General features: G+C 61.9%; 13 protein-coding genes. 3 read left to right on the top strand and 10 right to left on the bottom strand.

Going from position 1 to position 18,762, the window contains the following annotated elements:
• Window positions 1-18 precede the first annotated feature (18 nt).
• From tssM (ACFSQT_RS20625) to tagH, 3 genes are all read right to left on the bottom strand, one after another.
• Window positions 19-3,576 carry a type VI secretion system membrane subunit TssM gene (gene tssM, locus ACFSQT_RS20625; protein ID WP_379021550.1) on the bottom strand — a complete coding sequence of 1,186 codons (3,558 nt, stop codon included), beginning with the start codon at window positions 3,574-3,576 and terminating at the stop codon, window positions 19-21.
• 37 nt (window positions 3,577-3,613) lie between these two features.
• Entirely contained in the window at window positions 3,614-5,122 is a 1,509-nt protein-coding gene (gene tssL, locus ACFSQT_RS20620; protein ID WP_379021548.1) for a type VI secretion system protein TssL, long form, read from the bottom strand.
• Between the two features lie 349 nt (window positions 5,123-5,471).
• The gene (gene tagH / locus ACFSQT_RS20615) at window positions 5,472-6,524 is read right to left on the bottom strand and encodes a type VI secretion system-associated FHA domain protein TagH (protein WP_379021546.1); all 1,053 of its coding nucleotides are present in this window, start codon (window positions 6,522-6,524) and stop codon (window positions 5,472-5,474) included.
• Window positions 6,525-6,773: 249 nt separating this feature from the next.
• On the opposite strand from tagH, the gene ACFSQT_RS20610 reads away from it, so the two are divergent.
• The 3 genes from ACFSQT_RS20610 to ACFSQT_RS20600 are packed head-to-tail and all read left to right on the top strand — an operon-like array spanning window position 6,774 to window position 10,708.
• Complete coding sequence (locus tag ACFSQT_RS20610) at window positions 6,774-9,101, top strand: type VI secretion system Vgr family protein (protein ID WP_379021544.1); 2,328 nt, start codon at window positions 6,774-6,776, stop codon at window positions 9,099-9,101.
• Window positions 9,102-9,111: 10 nt separating this feature from the next.
• Window positions 9,112-9,534 (top strand): DUF6484 domain-containing protein, encoded by a 423-nt coding sequence (locus ACFSQT_RS20605; RefSeq protein WP_379021542.1) that lies wholly within the window; start codon window positions 9,112-9,114, stop codon window positions 9,532-9,534.
• A gap of 10 nt (window positions 9,535-9,544) precedes the next feature.
• A complete protein-coding gene (locus tag ACFSQT_RS20600; RefSeq protein ID WP_379021540.1) occupies window positions 9,545-10,708 on the top strand; it encodes a hypothetical protein in 1,164 nt (387 codons plus the stop codon).
• A 17-nt stretch (window positions 10,709-10,725) separates the two neighbouring features.
• Here ACFSQT_RS20600 and ACFSQT_RS20595 read toward each other — a convergent pair whose 3' ends face one another.
• The 7 genes from ACFSQT_RS20595 to tssM (ACFSQT_RS20565) are packed head-to-tail and all read right to left on the bottom strand — an operon-like array spanning window position 10,726 to window position 18,761.
• A complete protein-coding gene (locus ACFSQT_RS20595; protein WP_379021538.1) occupies window positions 10,726-11,769 on the bottom strand; it encodes a hypothetical protein in 1,044 nt (347 codons plus the stop codon).
• On the bottom strand, window positions 11,766-12,854 hold the full coding sequence (locus ACFSQT_RS20590) for a DUF2169 family type VI secretion system accessory protein (RefSeq protein WP_379021536.1): 1,089 nt from the start codon (window positions 12,852-12,854) through the stop codon (window positions 11,766-11,768). Before ACFSQT_RS20590 ends, ACFSQT_RS20595 begins: the two co-directional genes overlap by 4 nt.
• Before the next feature lie 3 nt (window positions 12,855-12,857).
• A complete protein-coding gene (locus ACFSQT_RS20585; RefSeq protein WP_379021534.1) occupies window positions 12,858-13,349 on the bottom strand; it encodes a hypothetical protein in 492 nt (163 codons plus the stop codon).
• Window positions 13,349-13,780, bottom strand: a complete 432-nt coding sequence (locus ACFSQT_RS20580) for a hypothetical protein (RefSeq protein ID WP_379021532.1) — start codon at window positions 13,778-13,780, stop codon at window positions 13,349-13,351. Before ACFSQT_RS20580 ends, ACFSQT_RS20585 begins: the two co-directional genes overlap by 1 nt.
• Complete coding sequence (locus ACFSQT_RS20575) at window positions 13,781-14,701, bottom strand: PAAR-like domain-containing protein (protein ID WP_379021530.1); 921 nt, start codon at window positions 14,699-14,701, stop codon at window positions 13,781-13,783. It lies immediately after the preceding gene.
• Complete coding sequence (gene tagF / locus ACFSQT_RS20570) at window positions 14,698-15,243, bottom strand: type VI secretion system-associated protein TagF (protein ID WP_379021528.1); 546 nt, start codon at window positions 15,241-15,243, stop codon at window positions 14,698-14,700. The genes ACFSQT_RS20575 and tagF overlap by 4 nt, the downstream gene beginning before the upstream one ends.
• Window positions 15,225-18,761 (bottom strand): type VI secretion system membrane subunit TssM, encoded by a 3,537-nt coding sequence (gene tssM, locus ACFSQT_RS20565; RefSeq protein ID WP_379021526.1) that lies wholly within the window; start codon window positions 18,759-18,761, stop codon window positions 15,225-15,227. The genes tagF and tssM (ACFSQT_RS20565) overlap by 19 nt, the downstream gene beginning before the upstream one ends.
• Window position 18,762: the final 1 nt, after the last annotated feature.

The raw sequence follows: 18,762 nt of genomic DNA, 5'->3' as shown, positions 1-18,762 counted from the left end.
GCCTGGATCGCTCCCATCTCAAAACGCCTTGGGACAGCTGAACCCGGAAAGCGCGGGGAGGAGGAAGGGACTGGAGCCGGAGCCTGTCTGGATCGTATAGGTAACGTCGCGTCCGCCGATCACGAAGCGCGCTTGCGTGTTGCTGTCATTGCCGGTGATGGCGGCCTTGTCCAGAAGCCGCTTCAGTGCCCATGGCCCTTCGAACCTGATGGCGGATTCGCGGCCCGGCATTTCCGGCGTCAGGCTTAGACTGGCGGACGCGGAAGCCGTACCGATTGGCCAGGTCACCGTGCTTGGCGCGTTACCCGTCTGGTTGCTCTGGACGATCTGACCGTCGACATCGAGTATCGCCGTATCGGCATCGCCATGCAGTGAGAATGGGGTGAAGGTGATGCTGACCGAGGGCACCGAACCGCCCGATGGAAAAAAGGCGCTGCGGATTTCCGCGGCCAGCTGGAAGTCTTTCAGGGTCGATTTCGACAGGTCGCGTCCAAAGCGCGCATCCTGTTTCCAGCTCCAGTCCTGGCCGGTCATGTCGATCAGCGATGCGAGATTTTGCGCGAAGAACCGGTCCATCAACCCGCCCGGGGCGAAAAGTTTCGCGAAATCCGCCATGGCAACATCCTCGGTGGCGTTGCCGGCGAAGGGATAACGGCCGTTGATCGCCGCCTCGCAGGGAGCCGTGACCGTCTGGTCGAGTCTCTGGTTCAGGTTTGCCACCGAGGTTTCGGCGACGTTGCCTTCAAACTCATCTGCCGTCGCGTTGACCATCCGGCCGAGTTGCTTGGGCAGACGCGAGACATTGGCGCGAAGGGTGGCTATCTGCAGCTGCAGATTGGCATTGACGCGCTCCGTCTGCGATGGAACTTCGGCCGCCAGTTGCAGGCTCTGATAGATATCGCTGAAGTTCTGGGTCAGTGCGTCGATCGGGCGGTGTCCGGCAGGGCCGTTCACCAGGGCCTGGAATGATCTGAACTGCGCTTCGATGTTCGCACCTGGATTCAGGTTCTGCATCTCCCCCGTGCCGGCGCGGCTTTGCGATTTGCCTGTGGCGATTTGTATGCCGATGCGGGCCAGGCCCTTGCCCAGATCTGCGGCGCTCCATGGCTGGTTTTGAGCCGTGCCTGCTCCGACCTCGGCGCCAGCGCTGTTGCCGTCACCGGGGTCTCGCGTCAGTGCCGTTTCGTTGGCGATCGCCGCAAAGAGCTGGTTTATCGGTGAGGTTGGCGAGGCAGCGGCGGAAAGCGCGATGTAGTGCGGCTTGTCCGTCAGCATCGCTTTGAATTTCAACTGGTCGAGAACGCTGTTCCACGCCGCTGCGAACTCCTTCCCGTAGCGATCGAGAAGTTCGGGGCCGAGCCTGAGCAACTGCTGGTCGATGTCGCCTTGTTCGCCGCCGCCGCCGAGAACCCACTGCTCGTCGACAAGCATCTGCGCAATGCGCGAAAGTTGCCGGAGATAGAAGGTGTTGAAGCCGGCATGGGTGTAGATACCGGGAACACGAAGGCCTGACAGATCGCTGCCGTCGATGCGCTCGAACAGCAGCTGCGCTTCCGGGCCACCTTTCAGGGAAACAGAGAAATCGTTCAGCGCTGCCGCGTATTCCGCCGACTTGATCAATGCGGAAGCTCGATCGGCGAGGCTCATGCGCCCCAGAGAGCGCTGAGCGGCTTCAACAAGCGGCTGGTTAAGTTCGAAAACGGGATCATAGGCGTCGTCCAATGCAAGCATCGCGCGCAGGTGCTTTTCAAGTTGCTCGCGTCCTGCGCGGTTGTTTTCGCCTGGATATCGGTTCTGTTCCCAATCCTGCTTCATCCAGGAAACGATCAACGTGTCATCGACCTTCGGCGCCTTGCCGCCAAGCATCAGATAGATTTTCAACGGTTCGTAGAGCGCGACGGGATCAGCCATCCTGGCCTGGATCGTCCGCTCGGCCTGGATCAGCAGGCGCGATCGGAACATTCGTTCCAGCGCTTGCCGGTAAGCCGTTTTGGAGGCCGAGAGAAGTCTCTCCCGCTGACTGAGGCCGAACGTCTCCTCGATCGGCGTCGGCAAGTCGCCGGTTTCGAACCCGGCCGGCAGATCGCGCAACTGATCGAGCGGGCCGATGACGTTTTCAAGGTCGACATCGGCGACTGTGGTCGTCTTGAGCAGAGGGTCCGCCGTCTCGCGATACTGGCCCATGGCCCGGGTTGTGGAGGCGATCAGCGACCGGTTGGCCGCGAAGCTCAGGGCCAGGATACCCAGTACAGCGGCAGCGATCAAAGCTATTGCGCCGAGGCCGCCAAATCTGGCGATTGCCGCCCGCCTCGCAGCTGATTTGTCGTACGAAACCCATCCGGATTCGGCAAAAATGACGTCCGTCAGCAGATCATACAAAAAGAAGCTTTTACCGGTTCCGGAAAGATGAGGGCGGGAATTGCTGCCGAAATTGCGGCTGATCGCGCCCAGCACCTGGTCGATCGGCGTTCCCTCTTGCGTGCCTGACGAAAAATACAGTCCACGCAGGCTGACGTTCACCTGGCTGCGGGTCGGATCGAACAGGCTGGCGACAAAACTGGTAATTCGACCCCGCAACGCGCCAAACTGTGCCGGAAAGCCAAAGACGGAGATACGGGTGACCGGATCGGCTTCTTCCTGCAGGCGGTCGGCCATCTCGTCCGCCAGTCGTTTTGCCAGCGCGTCGAATTCGGCAGGGGCCTCGGCGGCCATGTTCCTGTCGCGCTCCGCGGTCTGGAACGTCGCGCCCCACACCTTGCGTCTGCGCGGCTCGTCGAAACCGCCGAAGTAATCCATGAACCCGGAAACAAGATCAGCCTTGGTGAAAAGCAGGTAGACTGGAAACTGGATTTTCAGCGTCTCGTGAATTTCCCTGAGGCGGCTGCGTATCTCGACGATGTGAGCATCGAGCTGCCGATCGTCGAAGCTCATCAGATCGGCAAGGCTGATGGCCAGGATGACGCCGTTTATCGGTTGTCTGGTGCGCCATCGCTTGAGCAGCGACAAGAAGGCGAGCCAGCTCTTCTTGTCGCTCTCAGCATTGGAATCCTGCGTCGTGTAGCGTCCGGCGGTGTCGATCAGCACGGCCTGGTCGGTGAACCACCAGTCGCAGGCTCGTGTTCCGCCAACGCCAGCCACCGGTTGGGCGTCCCCCGAACCGGCAAGCGGAAAGTTCAGACCCGAATTGACCAGTGCCGTTGTCTTGCCGGCACCCGGCGGACCTATGACGACGTACCAGGGGATCTCGTAGAGGAAGTTGCGCTTGCCGCTCGACCGTTTGAGCGCCGCCACCGCCTCATTCATGCGCGCCTCGAGCACCCGCGAGTCGTCATTCCCGTCGTCGTTGTGGGCAACCGCCGTCTCGAGCGCTTTTTGCGCCTTCCTCGCCTGCCAGAAACGCAGCCCGTAGAACAGCGCCAGCGCCGCCACGATGACACCGATGATAGTCGCGCGCAGCCAGGCAGGTCCCAGCGGGCGGGTATCGGCGAAACGGATCAAGGGTCCGGCGAACCACACTGCCGCCGCGAAACCGGCCAGCGCGATCACGCTGAATATCCGCAGCAGCCAACGCGTCATGGGCGCTTCCAACCGGGGCGCTTCCAACTGGCCATGCTCACAATGTTTCCTCCCTGCGGATCATCACATCGACACGGCGGTTCTTGGCGCGTCCCTCTGGCGTCGCATTGTCGGCGATCGGTTCGTCCTCGCCCTTGCCATCGACCGTCAGTCGCGAGGGATTGCTGAATTTCGGTGCCATCATCGTTTCGACAGCCTTCGCCCGGGCGACGGAAAGGTCGAAGTTGGATTTGAACGGGCTCGATTTTCGCGGTTTCACATTATCGGTGTGGCCGACGATCCGGATTGGTCCAGGCTCGGGTTCCAGAGCGGCGGCGATGTCCGCGGCGATGGGCTGGAATTCCGGCTTGGCCTCGGCTTTGCCGGACTGGAACAGCAGGAGATTGTTGATTTCCACCACGATGAAGTCGCCCTTCGTGCCTATGGTCAGCCCACCGCCTTCGACTTCCTTGGCCAGTGCCGAGCGGATGCGATCAATCTGCGCGGTGGCTGCGGGTGGGATGACTTTCGGGGGTTCGGCCAACGGCGCCACGCTGGCGCGCTCGATGGCGACCGGTGTCGATGGGTTGAGTGCCAACAATTCACCAGCGGCGGCGTCGCCTTCATTGGTGATGAAGATCCGCAACGCGAAGAACGCCGCTGTCAGCAGCGCCGACGCCGCTGCCGCGACGATCCAGAGCGGCAGGCGGGCCGGCGGCTGCGCCATCGTCGCCGCCAGGCCCTGCCAGTGCGGCGAGATGTCGTCGCCGGCACGCGCCCGGAAGTAGCGAAGCGTCTCGTAGACGTCGCGCCGAACGCGTTCGAGATTATTGTCTTCGCGCGTCACGCCTCGATACTGGCCCTCGAAACCCAGCGACAGGCAGGCATGCATCAGTTCGAGCAGATCGTAGTGCGGCTCGGGATTGGCCAGTATCTTGTTCAGTGCTTCGTAGAAGCCCGTGCCGGTGGTCTCGGTGTGAAAGAACTGGCGCAGCATGCCGTGTTGCGCCCAGTCGTCACTCTTGGGCCAAGGCAGGTTGCCGATGAGATCGTCGGCGGTTTCGCACAGAGCAAATTTCGCAATCCGCGCATCCTCTTCGGGAACGCCTGCCTTCTCCACCGTGCGGTCGAATTTCTCAATCGCGTCGGCGACATGTTGCGCCAGTGGCTCCGCTTGTCTTTCGACTGATATAAGCCTGAGCTGCCCGAACAGCATCAGCAAAGGCGCTGCCGCAGCGAGCATCGGGTTTGCGACGGAGTATTTGACGATGCCCGCGGCGCTGAGCAGCGTTGCCTGCTCGACGGCTGGCGTCGGCGCGGCGGCGGACGAGCCTGCGCCTGCCGCGGTACCCAAGGCCGCACCTTGATAAATCACGGTTCCGGATGCCCAGCCCGCCGGTGTATGCGGCCCGACAGGATCGAATACCGTTGAATCCTTGACCCGAGAGGGTTGGCCCCCGTCCGCGACTTGTGCCGGAGGAACTGCCGGCGATTTTTGCTCGCGCCGTGGACTTGCACGAATGACGGTCTTGCCCGCCGGGCCGAAGGGGTCGTCCTTCGAGCTCATCGCCGATCGTCCGTGCAGGCGGTGTGCCCGTGATTGGGCGAGATGGGCGCAAAACGGTTTCTGGTCAGGTAAGGGAAATGCAGCCCCTGCCGGCCGTGGCAGTGTCCGGAGGAAGATTGGCTAGAAAGCGCTATCTCGCCGTAACATGACATTTGCCGCAGACCCCCAGCTCAATGAGTCTTACCCGCTTGGCGAACTGTCGTATGCGATCGTAATCTCAGAAATTGTCGATTGGAACCGGATGCCGGGCGTCGAAGGGACTTTTCTTCGCCGACTGCCGGGCCACGCGTTGCTTGGCCAGGTATTTTCTGGGCCATGTATTTTCTGGGCCACCTTTTTTGGGGATCGCCTATTTTTGCTTGTCGGCTTTGGCGTAGGCCTCGCTGAAATAGGCCAGGAATATATCCAGCATGCCGTTTTCGTGTGCTTCCTCCAGGGTCCGCCATGTCGCGACATAGGCATCCCATGCCTGGCTCTTCTTCGACGTGAACGACGTCGGGGGAAGTTTCCTGCCGATCGCCTCTGGCGACAGGTCGTCGAGCAGCCGCGAGAGCGCGGCTTGCATGGCCGCATAGGTGGCGAATTCGTGCGTCTTGAGATCGCGGAATGCATCTTCGATGCTGCGCCTGGCATCAAGATAGCCGGCCCTGCGACGGGCGAACATGATTTCGAGGATGTCGTCGGTTCCCGGAACGAACTTCAGGGGATTGTTGTCCGCGGAACTGATCATCGTTCGTTGCGTGCTCTTGGCCAACATTTTCGCGGCCGCGCGGGCTTTCAGCAGCAAGGTCAGTTCCTCGACCACCGCGCGCAGGACCGCGCCGATTTCGGCGGCCACTTCATGCGGGTCGCGCAATTGAAGCAATTCCGGCGAAATGCCGGCTCCGATGGCGATCTCACGCAGCACCTCGTCTCTGGTCGAAGGCAGGGGTGTGGGGTGCGACGGCGCCGGAACGCGCTGCCCGAACCGTTGATCCGCAGGATCGAAGAAAGCCCCATCTCCGAATTCCAGCGGCCGGCCTGTCGCGGCCGGCATGTCTCGCTGCGTCGAACCGTGGCTGGTTTGAGGATAGCCCGCCGTGGCGCGCTCCTCGTCGATCGATACGAGGATGATATAACGGCCGATCAGCATCCGGTCGCCATGGCCCAGCCGATGCGGACCGGTCATGCGCTGGCTCGATCCATTGATGAACGTCCCATTGCGCGAGATGTCGTGCAACCAGAACGCGCCTGCCTCGTATCGAACCTCGCAGTGCCGGCCCGAGATGAACTTGTCGGGATCCGACAAGGTCCAGTCACAAGCATCGCGTCCGATTTCGAAGCCGCGATCACGCGCTGCGTAGCCGGTCGGCATGCCGGCTGGCAAGGCGTCGATATTGTTGATTTGTAGACTGATGTACATCCAAGATCGCCGTCGATCGTTGATCGATACTCCGCCATTCTAGCAGTTTGCGCGTACAACAGGACAGCTGCGTTTCGAGCCGATGCATCGACAGGGCAGGGTTCGGTCGCCACACGTCCTCTTTGGTCGGCGGGACAACATGTGGTAGGCTCTACTTGGCCTGGTGCGGCGGGTCGAAAAAGTTCCTGAACAGAGTGCTGGAACTTCAATCCACCGCGCCGGCGGCCGCGTCCAGGAGGGGCACGACCCATGCCGAATGAACGTGCCACCGTTGTCCAGACACCGGTTGGCGCCGAGCTGTTGACCTTCACGCATCTTGTCGGGCGCGATGAGATCAGTCGTTGTTTTGCCTATACGGTCGGGTTCGTGAGCACGAACTCCGATGTTGATCCGCTGAAGATGCTGGGTGGCCCGGTCTCGATCGAAGGTGAATCCGATCCGAAACGCTGGTTCAGCGGCATCGTGTCCGAGTTCCGGCTCACCCGCATCGAGGACCGGCTGGCCTATTACGAGGCGGTCGTCAGGCCGTGGCTCTGGTTTCTCGGCAACACCACCGATTGCCGGATTTTCCAAAACAAGAGCGTCGTCGACATCGTCAAGGACGTCTTCAAGAAATACAGCGCGGCGGAATTCGATCTGCGCCTGCAGGGATCCTACCCTCCGCGCGAATACTGCGTGCAGTACGACGAGACCGATCTGGATTTCGTGCAGCGGCTGCTCGAGCATGAAGGCATCCTGTATTTCTTCGAGCATGACGATGGCAAGCACACGCTTGTCCTGGCCGATGCGATGAGCAAGCTGAAGCCTGCGCCGGGCTACGGGAAAGTGCCCTACCACTTTGAAGGTCAGGGTTTCCGGCACGATGTCGAATACATCACCGAATGGATACTGGGCAGTTCGGTGCGCCCAGGCGCATACGCCCACACGGACTATGATTTCAAGAAGCCAGGCGCCGACCTGATGGCCAAGTCGGCCCAACCGTTCAGTCACAAACTGGCTGCGGGCGAGAACTACCGCCAGCCCGGCGCGCATCTCGAAGTGGGCCGGGGCGACAGCCTGGCTGCGATCCGGCGCGAGGAAATCCAGGCTGTGCACCAGCGCATCGCCGCCGTCGGAACCGTGCGCGGCCTGTATTCGGGCTGCACGTTCAAGCTGGATGGCTTCCCGCGCGAGGACCAGAACCAGGAATACCTGGTGGTCAGCGCCGAATACAGGCTGTTCGATCCGGGCTACAGAAGCCATGCCGACGTCGACAGCGAGAACTTCAAGGTGATCCTCGGCCTGGCGCCGACCGCCTTGCCCTATCGCCCATCACGGATCACGCCACGGCCGATCATGCGCGGGCCGCAGACGGCGACGGTGGTCGGTCCGTCCGGCGAAGAAATATTCACCGACAAATATGCCCGCGTGAAGGTCCAGTTCCATTGGGATCGTCTGGGCAAGAAGGATGAGAACAGTTCCTGCTTCGTGCGCGTGTCTCAGACCTGGGCCGGCAGCGGCTGGGGCTTCATCCAGATACCGCGCATCGGCCAGGAGGTGATCGTCGATTTCATCGAGGGTGACCCGGACCTGCCGATCATCACCGGCCGGGTCTACAACGCCTCCCAGATGCCGCCTTACGGCCTGCCCGGCAGCGCCACGCAATCCGGCTGGAAGTCGGACTCATCCAAAGGCGGCGGCGGCTACAATGAGCTGATGTTCGAGGACAAGGCCGGCTCCGAACTGGTCAATTTCCAGGCGCAGAAGGATCACAACCTCCTGGTCAAGCACGACCGCACCAAGCTGGTGCAGCACGACCAGTCCGACCGCATCGACCACGACGCCAAGCATTCCGTCGGTCACAACCTCGACGAGGACGTCGGCAACAACAAGACGGTCAAGGTCGGCGTCGATCAGACGACGAACATCGGCTCGAACGACACCGAAACGGTGGGCGCCAACCGGTCGCTGACGGTCAAGGCCAACGAGACCATCCATGTCGTGTCGAACTCGACGGAGAACATCGATGCCAATCACACGCAGACCGTCGGCATAGTCCAGACCGTCACCGTCAAGGCCGCGCGTTTCGACACCGTCGGCGCCGCCGAGACCCGCAGCGTTGCCGGCGTTCAGACCAACAGCATTGGCGCGACCCGCTCCGTCAGCGTAACGCTGGGGCAGAGCCATGACATCGGGGCTTCCGACAGCTGGACCATCAAATCCGACCAGACGGTGAAAATTAATGGAAATCAGACATTCAATGTAGACGGCGATCATGCTTCGACGATCGGCAAGGGCCGGACCGCCAAGATCACCGCGGACGATGGCACCCAAATCGATGGAGCGCACTCGCTCAAAGTCGGCAAGGGCAGCGGCATCGACATCACCGAAGACAGTTCGATCAAGGTCGGCAAGAATCTGATGATCGACGCAGGCGATTCTATCACGCTGAAATGCGGTTCGGCGACGATCACCATGAAGAAGGACGGCACCATCAGCGTCGAAGGCAAGGACATCTCCCTGAAGGGCAGCGGCGACATCAATATCAAGGCCGACGGCGACGTGATCGTCAAAGCAAGCACGATAAACAACAATTGAGGGCGCCAATATGAAAGTGCTCGAGCGCATAGACGGTGTGGTGATCGGCCTGCTCATCGGCTTCGATGGCGGAATGCCGTTGGTGGTATTTGTCGGCAATCCGCGCGAAACCGCCATCCCGGCGCGAAGTCTCGCCGAACTGGACTCTGCGGCTATTGGTTCGGAAGTGGCCCTGCTTTTCGAGGGTGGCGATCCTTTGCGGCCGCTTGTGGTTGGGCGCATCGTTGAGCCGTTGCGCAAAAACAAGGACCTGCAGATCGTCCGCGACGGTGAACAGGTGTCCATAACCGCAGACCAGCGTATAGAGCTGCGCTGCGGACAGGCGTCGATCATCCTGGAGAAGGACGGGCGCATCACAATTCGCGGCAGCCAGCTGACGAGCCACGCCAGCGGCACCAATCGTATTCGCGGCGGGGCCATCCATCTCAACTGAGGCGTTCACGATGCAGCGGATCGCGTCTATCGCTGCCATCGTGGACCAGCACGCCGGCGACGCGGCCTTCCTCTGGTTCCGCCGCCGCCGTGAAATCGATGGCCCTATCCTCGGCGAAGAAGACATCGGCCGCATCGACCAACGCCTGGATGCAAATCTCGAAGGGCTAATGGCCTCCGGAAAGGCCGGCTGGGAGTCGGCCCAGGCGCATTTCGCCGATTATGCCGAGCCCGGCGAGCTTTTCGTACTCGGGGCACTGGCGCTGCGCTGGGGCGATGCCGAAGCCGTTGCCTCGGCGATCGACGCCGCGGCGACGCTGGGCGAGGTTGGCGTGTCGGCCCTGTCCGGCGCGATCGCGCGCTCGCCGCGCGAAAACCTGCGTCCGTTCGTGGCGGAATGGCTGGACGCGCGCGATGCGCGGTTGCGCGGCCTCGGCCTCGCGGCACTCTGGCATCATCGCGTCGATCCCGGTGCCCGCCTCGGCGATTTGCTGAGCAATCCGCACCCGGATGTTCGCAGGCGTGCGTTTCGGCTTGCCGGCGGGCTGAAACGGCGCGACCTCCTTCCGGCGGTGCTGGACGGACTTGACGGCGACACGCCGAAGGAACGCCTGACGGCCGCCCTTGCGGCTTGCCTTCTTGGCGAAGCGCGCTCCGCTCACCCGGTACTCGACCGGATCGTGCTGGCAGAGCCGGGCCTCGCGTCCGCGGCGATCGAGATGCGCCTTCTGACGACACCCCCGAAGACCGGCAGGGCCTGGTTGCAGGACCGTCTGAAGCAGCCTGCCTTGCGCGCCACCGCGACAGCGGCAATCGGCCTCTTTGGCGACTGGTCGGTCATGCCATGGCTGATCGCCAGAATGCGTGAGCCAGAGCTTGCCTTCGCCGCCGGGCTGGCGCTGCGCGATCTTCTCGATGTGGATTTCAATGATACCGACCTGTTCACGACAGACCCGGCCGTGCTCGGCAAGGAATTTGAATCCCTGACCGCCAGCCCGCTTGCGGTCGCCGATCGCGTGATGGCATGGTGGGACGAGGGGCGCGGCGGGGGCAATCACGAGACCTTTCATTCGATGCGCAGGCTTCGGCTAAACGCAATGCGCGCCGCACTCGCCAAACCGGATGCGCCGCTGACCGATTGGCGCAGGACGCGCCGGTTCCCGGCCTGGATGTGAACGAACACGTTTTGAGTTCAGCGGCGGGTCATGCCGGCCATCACCGCGGCGGCGCGCAGGCCGCCTTCGGAAGCCACCTCGCAGATGGCGGTCCGTCCCGGCGCATAGTCGTTCACAAAACTGTCAGCCGCCAGCATCAGCGCCAGCGCTCCGCCGGCAGCGCCGACGTCGCCGATCGTCATCGCCGGATAGGCGGTGGGCAGGATTTCACGGCGGGTGCGATAGAAGCGGGGACGGGCGATCAGCATTTCCCAGCCGCTGTAACGTTCGCCATTGCTGTTGCTGACGACGAAATTGATGTCTGGCTCCGATGGTCCCGGTCCGCTCACCGCATCGCGCAGGGCGCCGAGCACAGCGCGACCCTGGCTATAGCGGTCCGAAAGCACGCTGTCGGTCTCCTGGGCTGTACCGACGCCATGAATGGCAGCCACCACCGCAGCCTTTCCTTCCGGCTCCCGCGTCAGCCGAACGAAAGCGGCGGCCTCGCCAGGCACGAGACCTTGCGCGTTTTCCGCGCCTTTGAGGCGACCGGCTTTGCTCAGTCGGGAAAGATCGGTTTCGTTGACGAGGCTGTCAACGCCGCCAAGCAGGACCTGTCCGACGTCTGGCTGCTCCAGCAGTTCCACCGCTCGATCGAGAAGGCTGACGCTTGCCGCCGCGCCGCCATCGATCGCACGCGAGGCGGGGTGGAAGCGATTGCCGGTCGCCTTGATCACGGCCGCAAGAAAGCCGGATGGCGGGATATCGTTGTATGCCGGATGATTGCGGAAGCTCTCGGGTGGGGCAAGCAGGATCGCCGTAGCCGCCGAGCCGGCCCTACTCGTTCGCAACGCCTCGACAATGGCGCGCGACGCCATGTTGACGAGCCATTCGCCGTCGGTCGGACGCAACTGGTAATGGGAAGGGATTCGGGAAACGATTTGGACGGCACCAAGGGGCTCCACCAGGGTCTTCTCTTGGAACGCCGAGAGGCCGGCGCGGATTGCCGCTATAGTTTGCAAGGCGTTAAGACCGGCTGGCGTGACCGCGCCGGCGCCGGCGACATAAAGCGGGCGCTTCACGGCAGCCACTGCGGTCTATCGCGCAGAGAGGCATGACCGCTGCGCGGAGCGAGGTAAGCCTTTTGCTTACGGCGTGCCACAAGAAGCGCGGGCGTGACATGACCAAAAATGATCCCGCGCAAGGCAGGCGCATTGCGGCGCGTCACGAAAGACAGTCTGGCCTTCAAGGTTACCCGCCGCAGATCTGGTTCGATGACGATTGTGTCGGCTTGGAAAGAGCGCTCCTCCACCCGGTCATCAAAGATTAAGTGTATCGGCGCCACCACCCGAGGCAGACGAAAATCCCAGCGCCCGTCGGGAGTTAGCCCTATCACGCTGACGTCTTCGCTTCCTGACAATTGCGACAGTTGCTGATCAGCCGGGCTACACAAATTGTAGCGAGGATCGAAGTCTCTTGGCGGCAGCGGCCACTGGGTGTCGATCCATACCTGATCGTAGGTTCCGGCATAATCGATCCGCGGCTTCCATCCGCGGCCCACTGGACCAAAACCGGCCGGCCTTGGTCGGTCGGACGGACTGGTGAACGGCTCGCCCGGATAAGTAATGTTGGGCGCTTGTGTTCGAACGGCCGGATCAGCCGAGCGCGCATGATGGAAGCCCACGCCCACAGGATTACGCTGATCGACTTTTCCGTCGGCCGTCGTCCCCCCATAAGCTCGCTCATAAATTACCGGCATAGTCTGGAACGGATTTGGTGCACTATAGCCGCCCGCATCATAGATACGATCCCCTACGACGTTAAGCACTTTGCGAATGCTGCCAACCCTCAAGCCGACCTGCATCTCACGCGTCGGCTTTCCGTTTGGCGCGTAGGCCGTGCCGTTGAGAATCACTTCGGCCGCAGGTTTTGCAAGGGCGATGTCGGCTTCATGGAGGTTCGAAGACAAGACGGGGTCCCCATAGGGCACGTCGGCGAGTAGTATCGGTAGCTGGCTATCCGCCGGCCTCAAGGCATTTTCATCTTCCTCTGCATCAAAACTGGCAGAAAACAGCGCGACGAAAACCTCCTGCCCATCCATGTCGGGCTGCAGGTGCGTACCTGCTTCAAACGGCGATAGGTTCTCGATCCAGATATCGAATGCCATGCTTCAGCACCAATCTCCGTGCTCATCCAGTCCGATTGGCCAATAAGGCATGCAGGCCAAAAGGCGCACGATTTCCGTTTCCCCCTCATCGATCATCCATTGCAGCAGAAACGTTTCGGGGCGCACGCGCTGATCGGGGCGCTGAGCCTTGTTCAGTTCGGCTACTGCGAGCCACCCGAAACGCACCATCCAGACGACCTTGGGATATGCAGCCGCGCCCGCCAGTCGGTCCGCAAAGGCCGCTTTGACCGCAGCCTGATCATCGAGTCCTCGATTGCGCTGAGCTTGGATCGTGGCAGTCCACCAAGTATCAGCGGCATCGCATACGTCGTGCATCAACATTCTATAGCCATCGAAATATTCTTGATAGACTGCATCGGTATCGGCTAGCCGGACATCCGTTCGAGGCCATCCATCATAGACACCGAGATCGAACATTGCGTTCATCAGGCGATGGATTCCTTCGTCGGTATCGTGCAGCGTTGTGATGGCCATCACACGACATCCTCATGCTGGTTCATTCCAATTGGCACAAAAACCAACCCGTCCACGAGGGGGCTAAGATCGGGAGCAACGAAGGCGATTTCATTCAGCAGCAAGTCTTGAGGGCTGACCACGCCGGTTGGTGTTGACGTGTCGTCGACACCCCATGACATCTCGTCGACGTGACGGTGTTCGATGCGAGCCTCGGATTCCAGAAGCAACTGATCGTTCAGTACTTCCACTCGGAGAAAGTGCTCTCTGAACACAGCAATCACCCTCGGATGACCCGACCTGCCCAATGGCCAACGGGCGACGATATCCTGTGGGGGTGTGTCCTGGAGGCTGCGTATACGGCAAAGGTCCAGCCACCAACGCGTTAGTTCGGGTTCGATCGCCCGAAGTGCTTCAATGTAGCTCTTTTGAATGTCTTTATGGGTATCCATCTAAAATACCTTCTTGGCAAAATCCCAGGCGTCAGCCGCAGCCGCGGCCCTCTTGCCTTGGCTTCTCGCATGAGCAGAGCAGTGCGGTTTCACGACCTTATCCGAGCTCATATGCTGCTTGAAACCTGCGGGCGCAGGCGGCGGCGGCAATTTACACCCACCCATCTTCCACGCCACCGACAGGGGTGGCTGGTGGTCGGGCGTCATGCCCGCTTCCTTCACGCTCCCGTCAGGATTGAAGGTACTTCCTGTTGCGTGCGGCTTGGGGTTCGGCCGTGCGAACACGGCGACCACTTTACCGATGAAGACATTCGCGCCGGCGGCGTCCTTAAGAACTTTGGTCGAGAAAACAGTTGGCGGATTGGGAAGACTGGCGCATTCCCAACACGGCTTGCCTCGGACAGCGGCATATTGATCGTCGGTTAAAGGTGGACGGTGCTTTGTATCATCGTAAGGCGGACAATTGTCCTTGTAGTCCTTGCCGAGCTTGATGATAAAGTTGTTTACGGCCTTGGCGTCGATACAGTTTGGCAAGTCGCTTGCGGTGTTCTGGGCCATCATGTCGCCATGTCGCCCAACTCCCTTTCCCTCGACCTTGACGACAAAGGACCAAAGTTTGAACACCCCTTTGCCTTTGGTTTTGTGCGTTACTACGCCACCACCCTGCGTGCCGGCCTCGTTGCCGGTGCTGGTCGCGATCTCGGATGCGTTTTCGAGTGCCGTGGGATTGCCGCCATCGAATTTGACGCTCTTGCTGCCCTTTGTAAGATCACTTGCCGACAGCACGTTGACATAGGGGATAGGCGCGGGGCCTCCCGGCGGCGGCGGCGGCGTGAGGCACACATCGCCAGGTGCTATGCCCTTACCTGGGCTGCCTTTATGGAAAAAGCCCATCCCTTCGGCAAAGACAGTGTTGGTCATATCTGCAGAACTTCTACGGGCGGCACGGCGCGCATGGCCGGGAGCGCATTCGCTGCGAGATCGTGTATGTCGGAAAAGACCAGTTCCTGTACCTCCCAGTCATCGAGCCAAAACGCGATCCGGCTGTCGCTTCGCGTCGACGGCGCAGGTATTGGAAGACGGCCGATGCGGTCTGATATCCAGGCAGGCGACCATAGATTGTCGATGATTTCGGTTGAAAGCGATGCAACGGCGTCGAACCACGGATCGGCAGCGTCAGGCGGAGTGCCAATACCGACAATCGCGAACGGGTAGCGCCGGCCGACACGGTCCTCGCTCATGCGCCAGACACCAGCGCAAGGCTGGTCACCGAAAATGCCGGGCTGGACGACGAAGCGCCAGACGCGCGGGTTGATTTCTCCCTCATCGGGCCGCGCCAGCAATTCCATCGACATCCAGCGGTCCCAGCGGTCGATGAAAGTCCGCGGCAGGTTCCCGGCGACGAAGTCTCCGGTCGCCGGAATCTTGCCGAAGAAGCCGATGCTCATATCTGTGGCGGACATGTGAACTTCTTGAACATTTCCAAATTGTAGGGGTTTTCGACGCTGGCGGCCTTGAGCTCGAAATCGGCATACACGCCTTTCGTGCCCAGGCGCAGGCTGTAGACATCGGTCAGCGACGTGCCGGCGAAGCGGCCGCTGCGCAGCATCCTCAGCCATGCCCAGCTGCCGGTCTCGTTGAGCATGATTTCGGGCGAGCCGTCGATCGGCTGGAAGGCGAGCGAGATAACGCCGGTGCCGTCTTTGCCGGGCCACGTCATGGGTTGCGGCCGCGTCGCGTTGTTGTAGTAGACGAGGCTCTGGCCATCGAGATTGAGCGTGACGCGCGTGACGTTGGGCGACAGGTCCTTGGGTTCGAGCGTGAAGCTCATCACCGGTCCGGTACCACCGGGAAAGAGATCGTCGCGGATGTGCCTGGCCTGCTCGAACGCTGCCAGCGCCGAAGGATCGAGACCGAAATCGGCACGCCATTTCCATGGCTGGCTGGTCGTGTCGACATAGTTGATCAGGTGGTCGTTGATGAAACCGTCGATCAGCCCGGCCGGTCCGAACAGCCTGGCGAAATCACGCACATTGACGTCCACCGCGCTGTCGGCGCTGAAGGGATAGCGGTCGTTCAGCGCCGCCTGGCAGAAAGGCAGTATGTCGGCCCGCCAGATGGCGTTGAGCTCCGAAGTGACCGCTTTTTGAGTCAAATTGCTGGTGTCACCGGCGATCCCGCCCAGCCAGCTGTTGATGGGGTCGGGCAGGATCTGTGCCTGCCTGGCCACCGCGCCCGTCAGTTCGGCAAGGCCGCCCTGCTTCTTGATGGCATCCTGCGGATTGGGGTTCGCGGTGACCGTCTGTAGGACGTTAGAAAGCGCGGTCAGCGCGACAACCGCCGCATCGAGTGCCGGCGGCTGGCCATCGACCTCGGCGATGGTGCTCTTGAGCGGTTTGAAATGTTCGGCCACCAGATTGCCGGTCAGGTCCACCTCGCTGGCCGACCCGGCGCGTGGAAGCAGTTTCGCACCGCTGGTCGCCAGCTTGCCGAGCTTGCCAAGCTTGCCGAGCAGTTTCGAAGCGCCCTTGGCCGCCGCCTTGTCGTCGGCGGGCGCCTCGTCGGAGCGCGTCAACTCGGTCTCCTGAACAACCGCCGTAAGCAGCCGCTTCAGCGCTGAATCGGCGCTCGAGAGGTCCTTCAGATTTTCGCTGGCGACAGTGAGGTCGGTCAATGGCGCGAGCCGCATGTCGCGCAGGAAGCTGTCCCATTGCGCGATATAGTCGTCATAGTAGAGCTTCAGAATATCCTCCGACAGCGCCGAGACCGAGGTTTCGGAGTTTTCCGAGCAGCCGCCGGCGAAGACCGCGCGATCGAGCGCCGCCTGGGCGGCGACATCGTCGATGCGGTCGAGAATGACGTCGTGGAAGCCGGAATAGGTGAAGGCTCCGGAAATGCCGACGCGAAGCGTCTTGGCGGAACGCCGCGCAAACACCTTGCCGCCGTTGGGGCCGGCGAAATTGGCCGGGATCCATTCCTTGAGCCCGGCCACCGCCGGATCGGCCAGCAACTGCTTGTAGGCTCGCGCCGGCAACGAAATCGTGCACACCGTTTTCAGCGCTTCGGCAACCAGGGCCTGGTCGGGCGCGACATAGCTTTCGTCGACCGTCATCCGGCGGATGGCGGCAAGTTGATGCTCTTCGGCATCGGCGGTCGGAAAGGGTGCCGCGGCCGCGAATTCGGGCAGGCTGTTCACCCACCAGTTCTGGGCGAAATCGGGATCCATCTGCGACAGACCCGTCATCATGCGATAGGTCTTCAAGGCCCCGAGCATGAAATCCGGATCGCGGATCTGCCGCCACATGGTCGCCTCGAGCAGTGCGACCATGCGTGGCTCGAGGACGTTGCGCAAGGCGTGGTCGTAGGTGTCGGTCTGTGCCCGCACCAGTTCCGCCGAGGCCGATGGCCCCAGCAGATTCCGGGCGGCGCCCGGCGGTGCTGTGCGAGCACTGGCGACCGCGTCCATCGCATCGAGCGCGCCGTCCATGGCAGGCTGCTCCACCGATGCCGGGGTTGCGGCAACAGAGGTCAGCGGCGCCTGCAGCGCTTCGAACTGGCCTGCCTGGGCCGAGATCGCATTGCGGTTGTCGTAGTAGGACCAGGTGAACACCCCGGCGGCCAACAGGCCGGCCGCGGCACATGCAGCCGCGGCACCCCGCCAGATCCAGGCGCGGCGGCGTTGCGCCAGCGGGTCGAACGTACCAAGCCCCGCTTCCTTGAAGATGACTTCGGTGAGCAGGTTCTTCAGGAAGAAGCTGCGTTTCTCGACCCTTGGTGCGGGCAGGGCCTGCCGTGGCGGCAGGCCGAAGGAGGAAGACAGCGCCGCGGTCAGCTGGTCGATGGGCGCCCCTTCCTGCGTCGCCGATGTCAGATAGAGCCCGCGCAGCCAGGCGACTTCCTCATACCGGCTTTCGCCGAACATCGCCTCGACCAGCACCTGGATCGGTTCGGACAGGCTCGCGAGTTGGGCCGGAAACCTGAAGATCTCGGCACGGGCAGCGAGTTTGTCCTCATCCTCCAGGCGCGGCACCAGCCGCCGCTCGAGCTCCGTCGCCAGCGTCGAAATTTCCCGTTCGACGGTCTTGGCATCGACGTGCGCATCCAGCGCGAAGGTCGTTCCCCATACCTGTTCGCGCGAGGCGGTGGACAGGCCGCCGAAGAAAGCCTCGAAACCCTTGATCAGGTCGGCTTTGGTCAACATCAGATAGACCGGAAGGCGGATTTCGAGCCGGTCGTTGAGCTCGGCCAACCGGCGGCGGATCTTGCGGCCGTGCGCCTTGATGGCTTCGTCGCCCTCCGAAAGCACGTCGATCGAAAGCGCGACGATCACACCGTTGAGCGCGCGGCGGCCCCGGTGTTTCTTCAAAAGGTCGAGGAAGCCCAGCCATTCCGCCGCGTCCACATCGGGCTGGCTCTCCTGCTGGACATAGCGGCCGGCGGTATCGATCAGAACCGCGTTTTCGGAAAAGAACCAGTCGCAGTTGCGCGTGCCACCGACCCCCTGCAGGTCGTCGGTGAGGTCGATCGGAAAATTCAGTCCGGACTGACGCAAGGCCGTGGTCTTGCCGGTGGCCGGCGGCCCGACGATCACGTACCATGGCATTTCGCGAAGAAACTTGCGCCCGCCCAGCTTGCGGCGCTTCAGTTCGGCCATCACCTCGGCAAACTTGGCACCCACGGCGGCGACGTTCTCTTCGCCGGGGCTGAGCGGCTTTTCCACCGCCGGCGCGGAAATCTCCGCGACGAACATGCGGTTGGCGCGGATCGCCCGGCGCTGGGCGACGATGAGCCAGATCAGCCAGAAGATGACCAGCAGCGCGATGATGACGATGCGCACATTTTCAGAGGCGAACGGTTCGTAGGGACCGACCCTGACGATCGGACCGAACACCCAGATGACCAGGGAAAGCAGCGTGATGCCGATCAGCGTCCACAGCCAGCGCGATGTCAGGACTGCCCAGAGGAAGCGCAGGATGAACATC

It is taken from the genome of Mesorhizobium calcicola (genome assembly GCF_042682105.1).
Taxonomy (GTDB): Bacteria; Pseudomonadota; Alphaproteobacteria; order Rhizobiales; family Rhizobiaceae; genus Mesorhizobium; species Mesorhizobium calcicola.
This window is presented reverse-complemented; position numbering and strand designations above follow the sequence as displayed.

What these genes read in the sequence shown, in the direction of transcription:
- tssM (WP_379021550.1), bottom strand. Translation starts at nt 3,576, where the DNA reads ATGACGCGTTGGCTGCTGCGGATATTCAGCGTGATCGCGCTGGCCGGT.
- tssL (WP_379021548.1), bottom strand. Translation starts at nt 5,122, where the DNA reads ATGAGCTCGAAGGACGACCCCTTCGGCCCGGCGGGCAAGACCGTCATT.
- tagH (WP_379021546.1), bottom strand. Translation starts at nt 6,524, where the DNA reads ATGTACATCAGTCTACAAATCAACAATATCGACGCCTTGCCAGCCGGC.
- ACFSQT_RS20610 (WP_379021544.1), top strand. Translation starts at nt 6,774, where the DNA reads ATGCCGAATGAACGTGCCACCGTTGTCCAGACACCGGTTGGCGCCGAG.
- ACFSQT_RS20605 (WP_379021542.1), top strand. Translation starts at nt 9,112, where the DNA reads ATGAAAGTGCTCGAGCGCATAGACGGTGTGGTGATCGGCCTGCTCATC.
- ACFSQT_RS20600 (WP_379021540.1), top strand. Translation starts at nt 9,545, where the DNA reads ATGCAGCGGATCGCGTCTATCGCTGCCATCGTGGACCAGCACGCCGGC.
- ACFSQT_RS20590 (WP_379021536.1), bottom strand. Translation starts at nt 12,854, where the DNA reads ATGGCATTCGATATCTGGATCGAGAACCTATCGCCGTTTGAAGCAGGT.
- ACFSQT_RS20585 (WP_379021534.1), bottom strand. Translation starts at nt 13,349, where the DNA reads ATGGCCATCACAACGCTGCACGATACCGACGAAGGAATCCATCGCCTG.
- ACFSQT_RS20580 (WP_379021532.1), bottom strand. Translation starts at nt 13,780, where the DNA reads ATGGATACCCATAAAGACATTCAAAAGAGCTACATTGAAGCACTTCGG.
- ACFSQT_RS20575 (WP_379021530.1), bottom strand. Translation starts at nt 14,701, where the DNA reads ATGACCAACACTGTCTTTGCCGAAGGGATGGGCTTTTTCCATAAAGGC.
- tagF (WP_379021528.1), bottom strand. Translation starts at nt 15,243, where the DNA reads ATGTCCGCCACAGATATGAGCATCGGCTTCTTCGGCAAGATTCCGGCG.
- tssM (WP_379021526.1), bottom strand. Translation starts at nt 18,761, where the DNA reads ATGTTCATCCTGCGCTTCCTCTGGGCAGTCCTGACATCGCGCTGGCTG.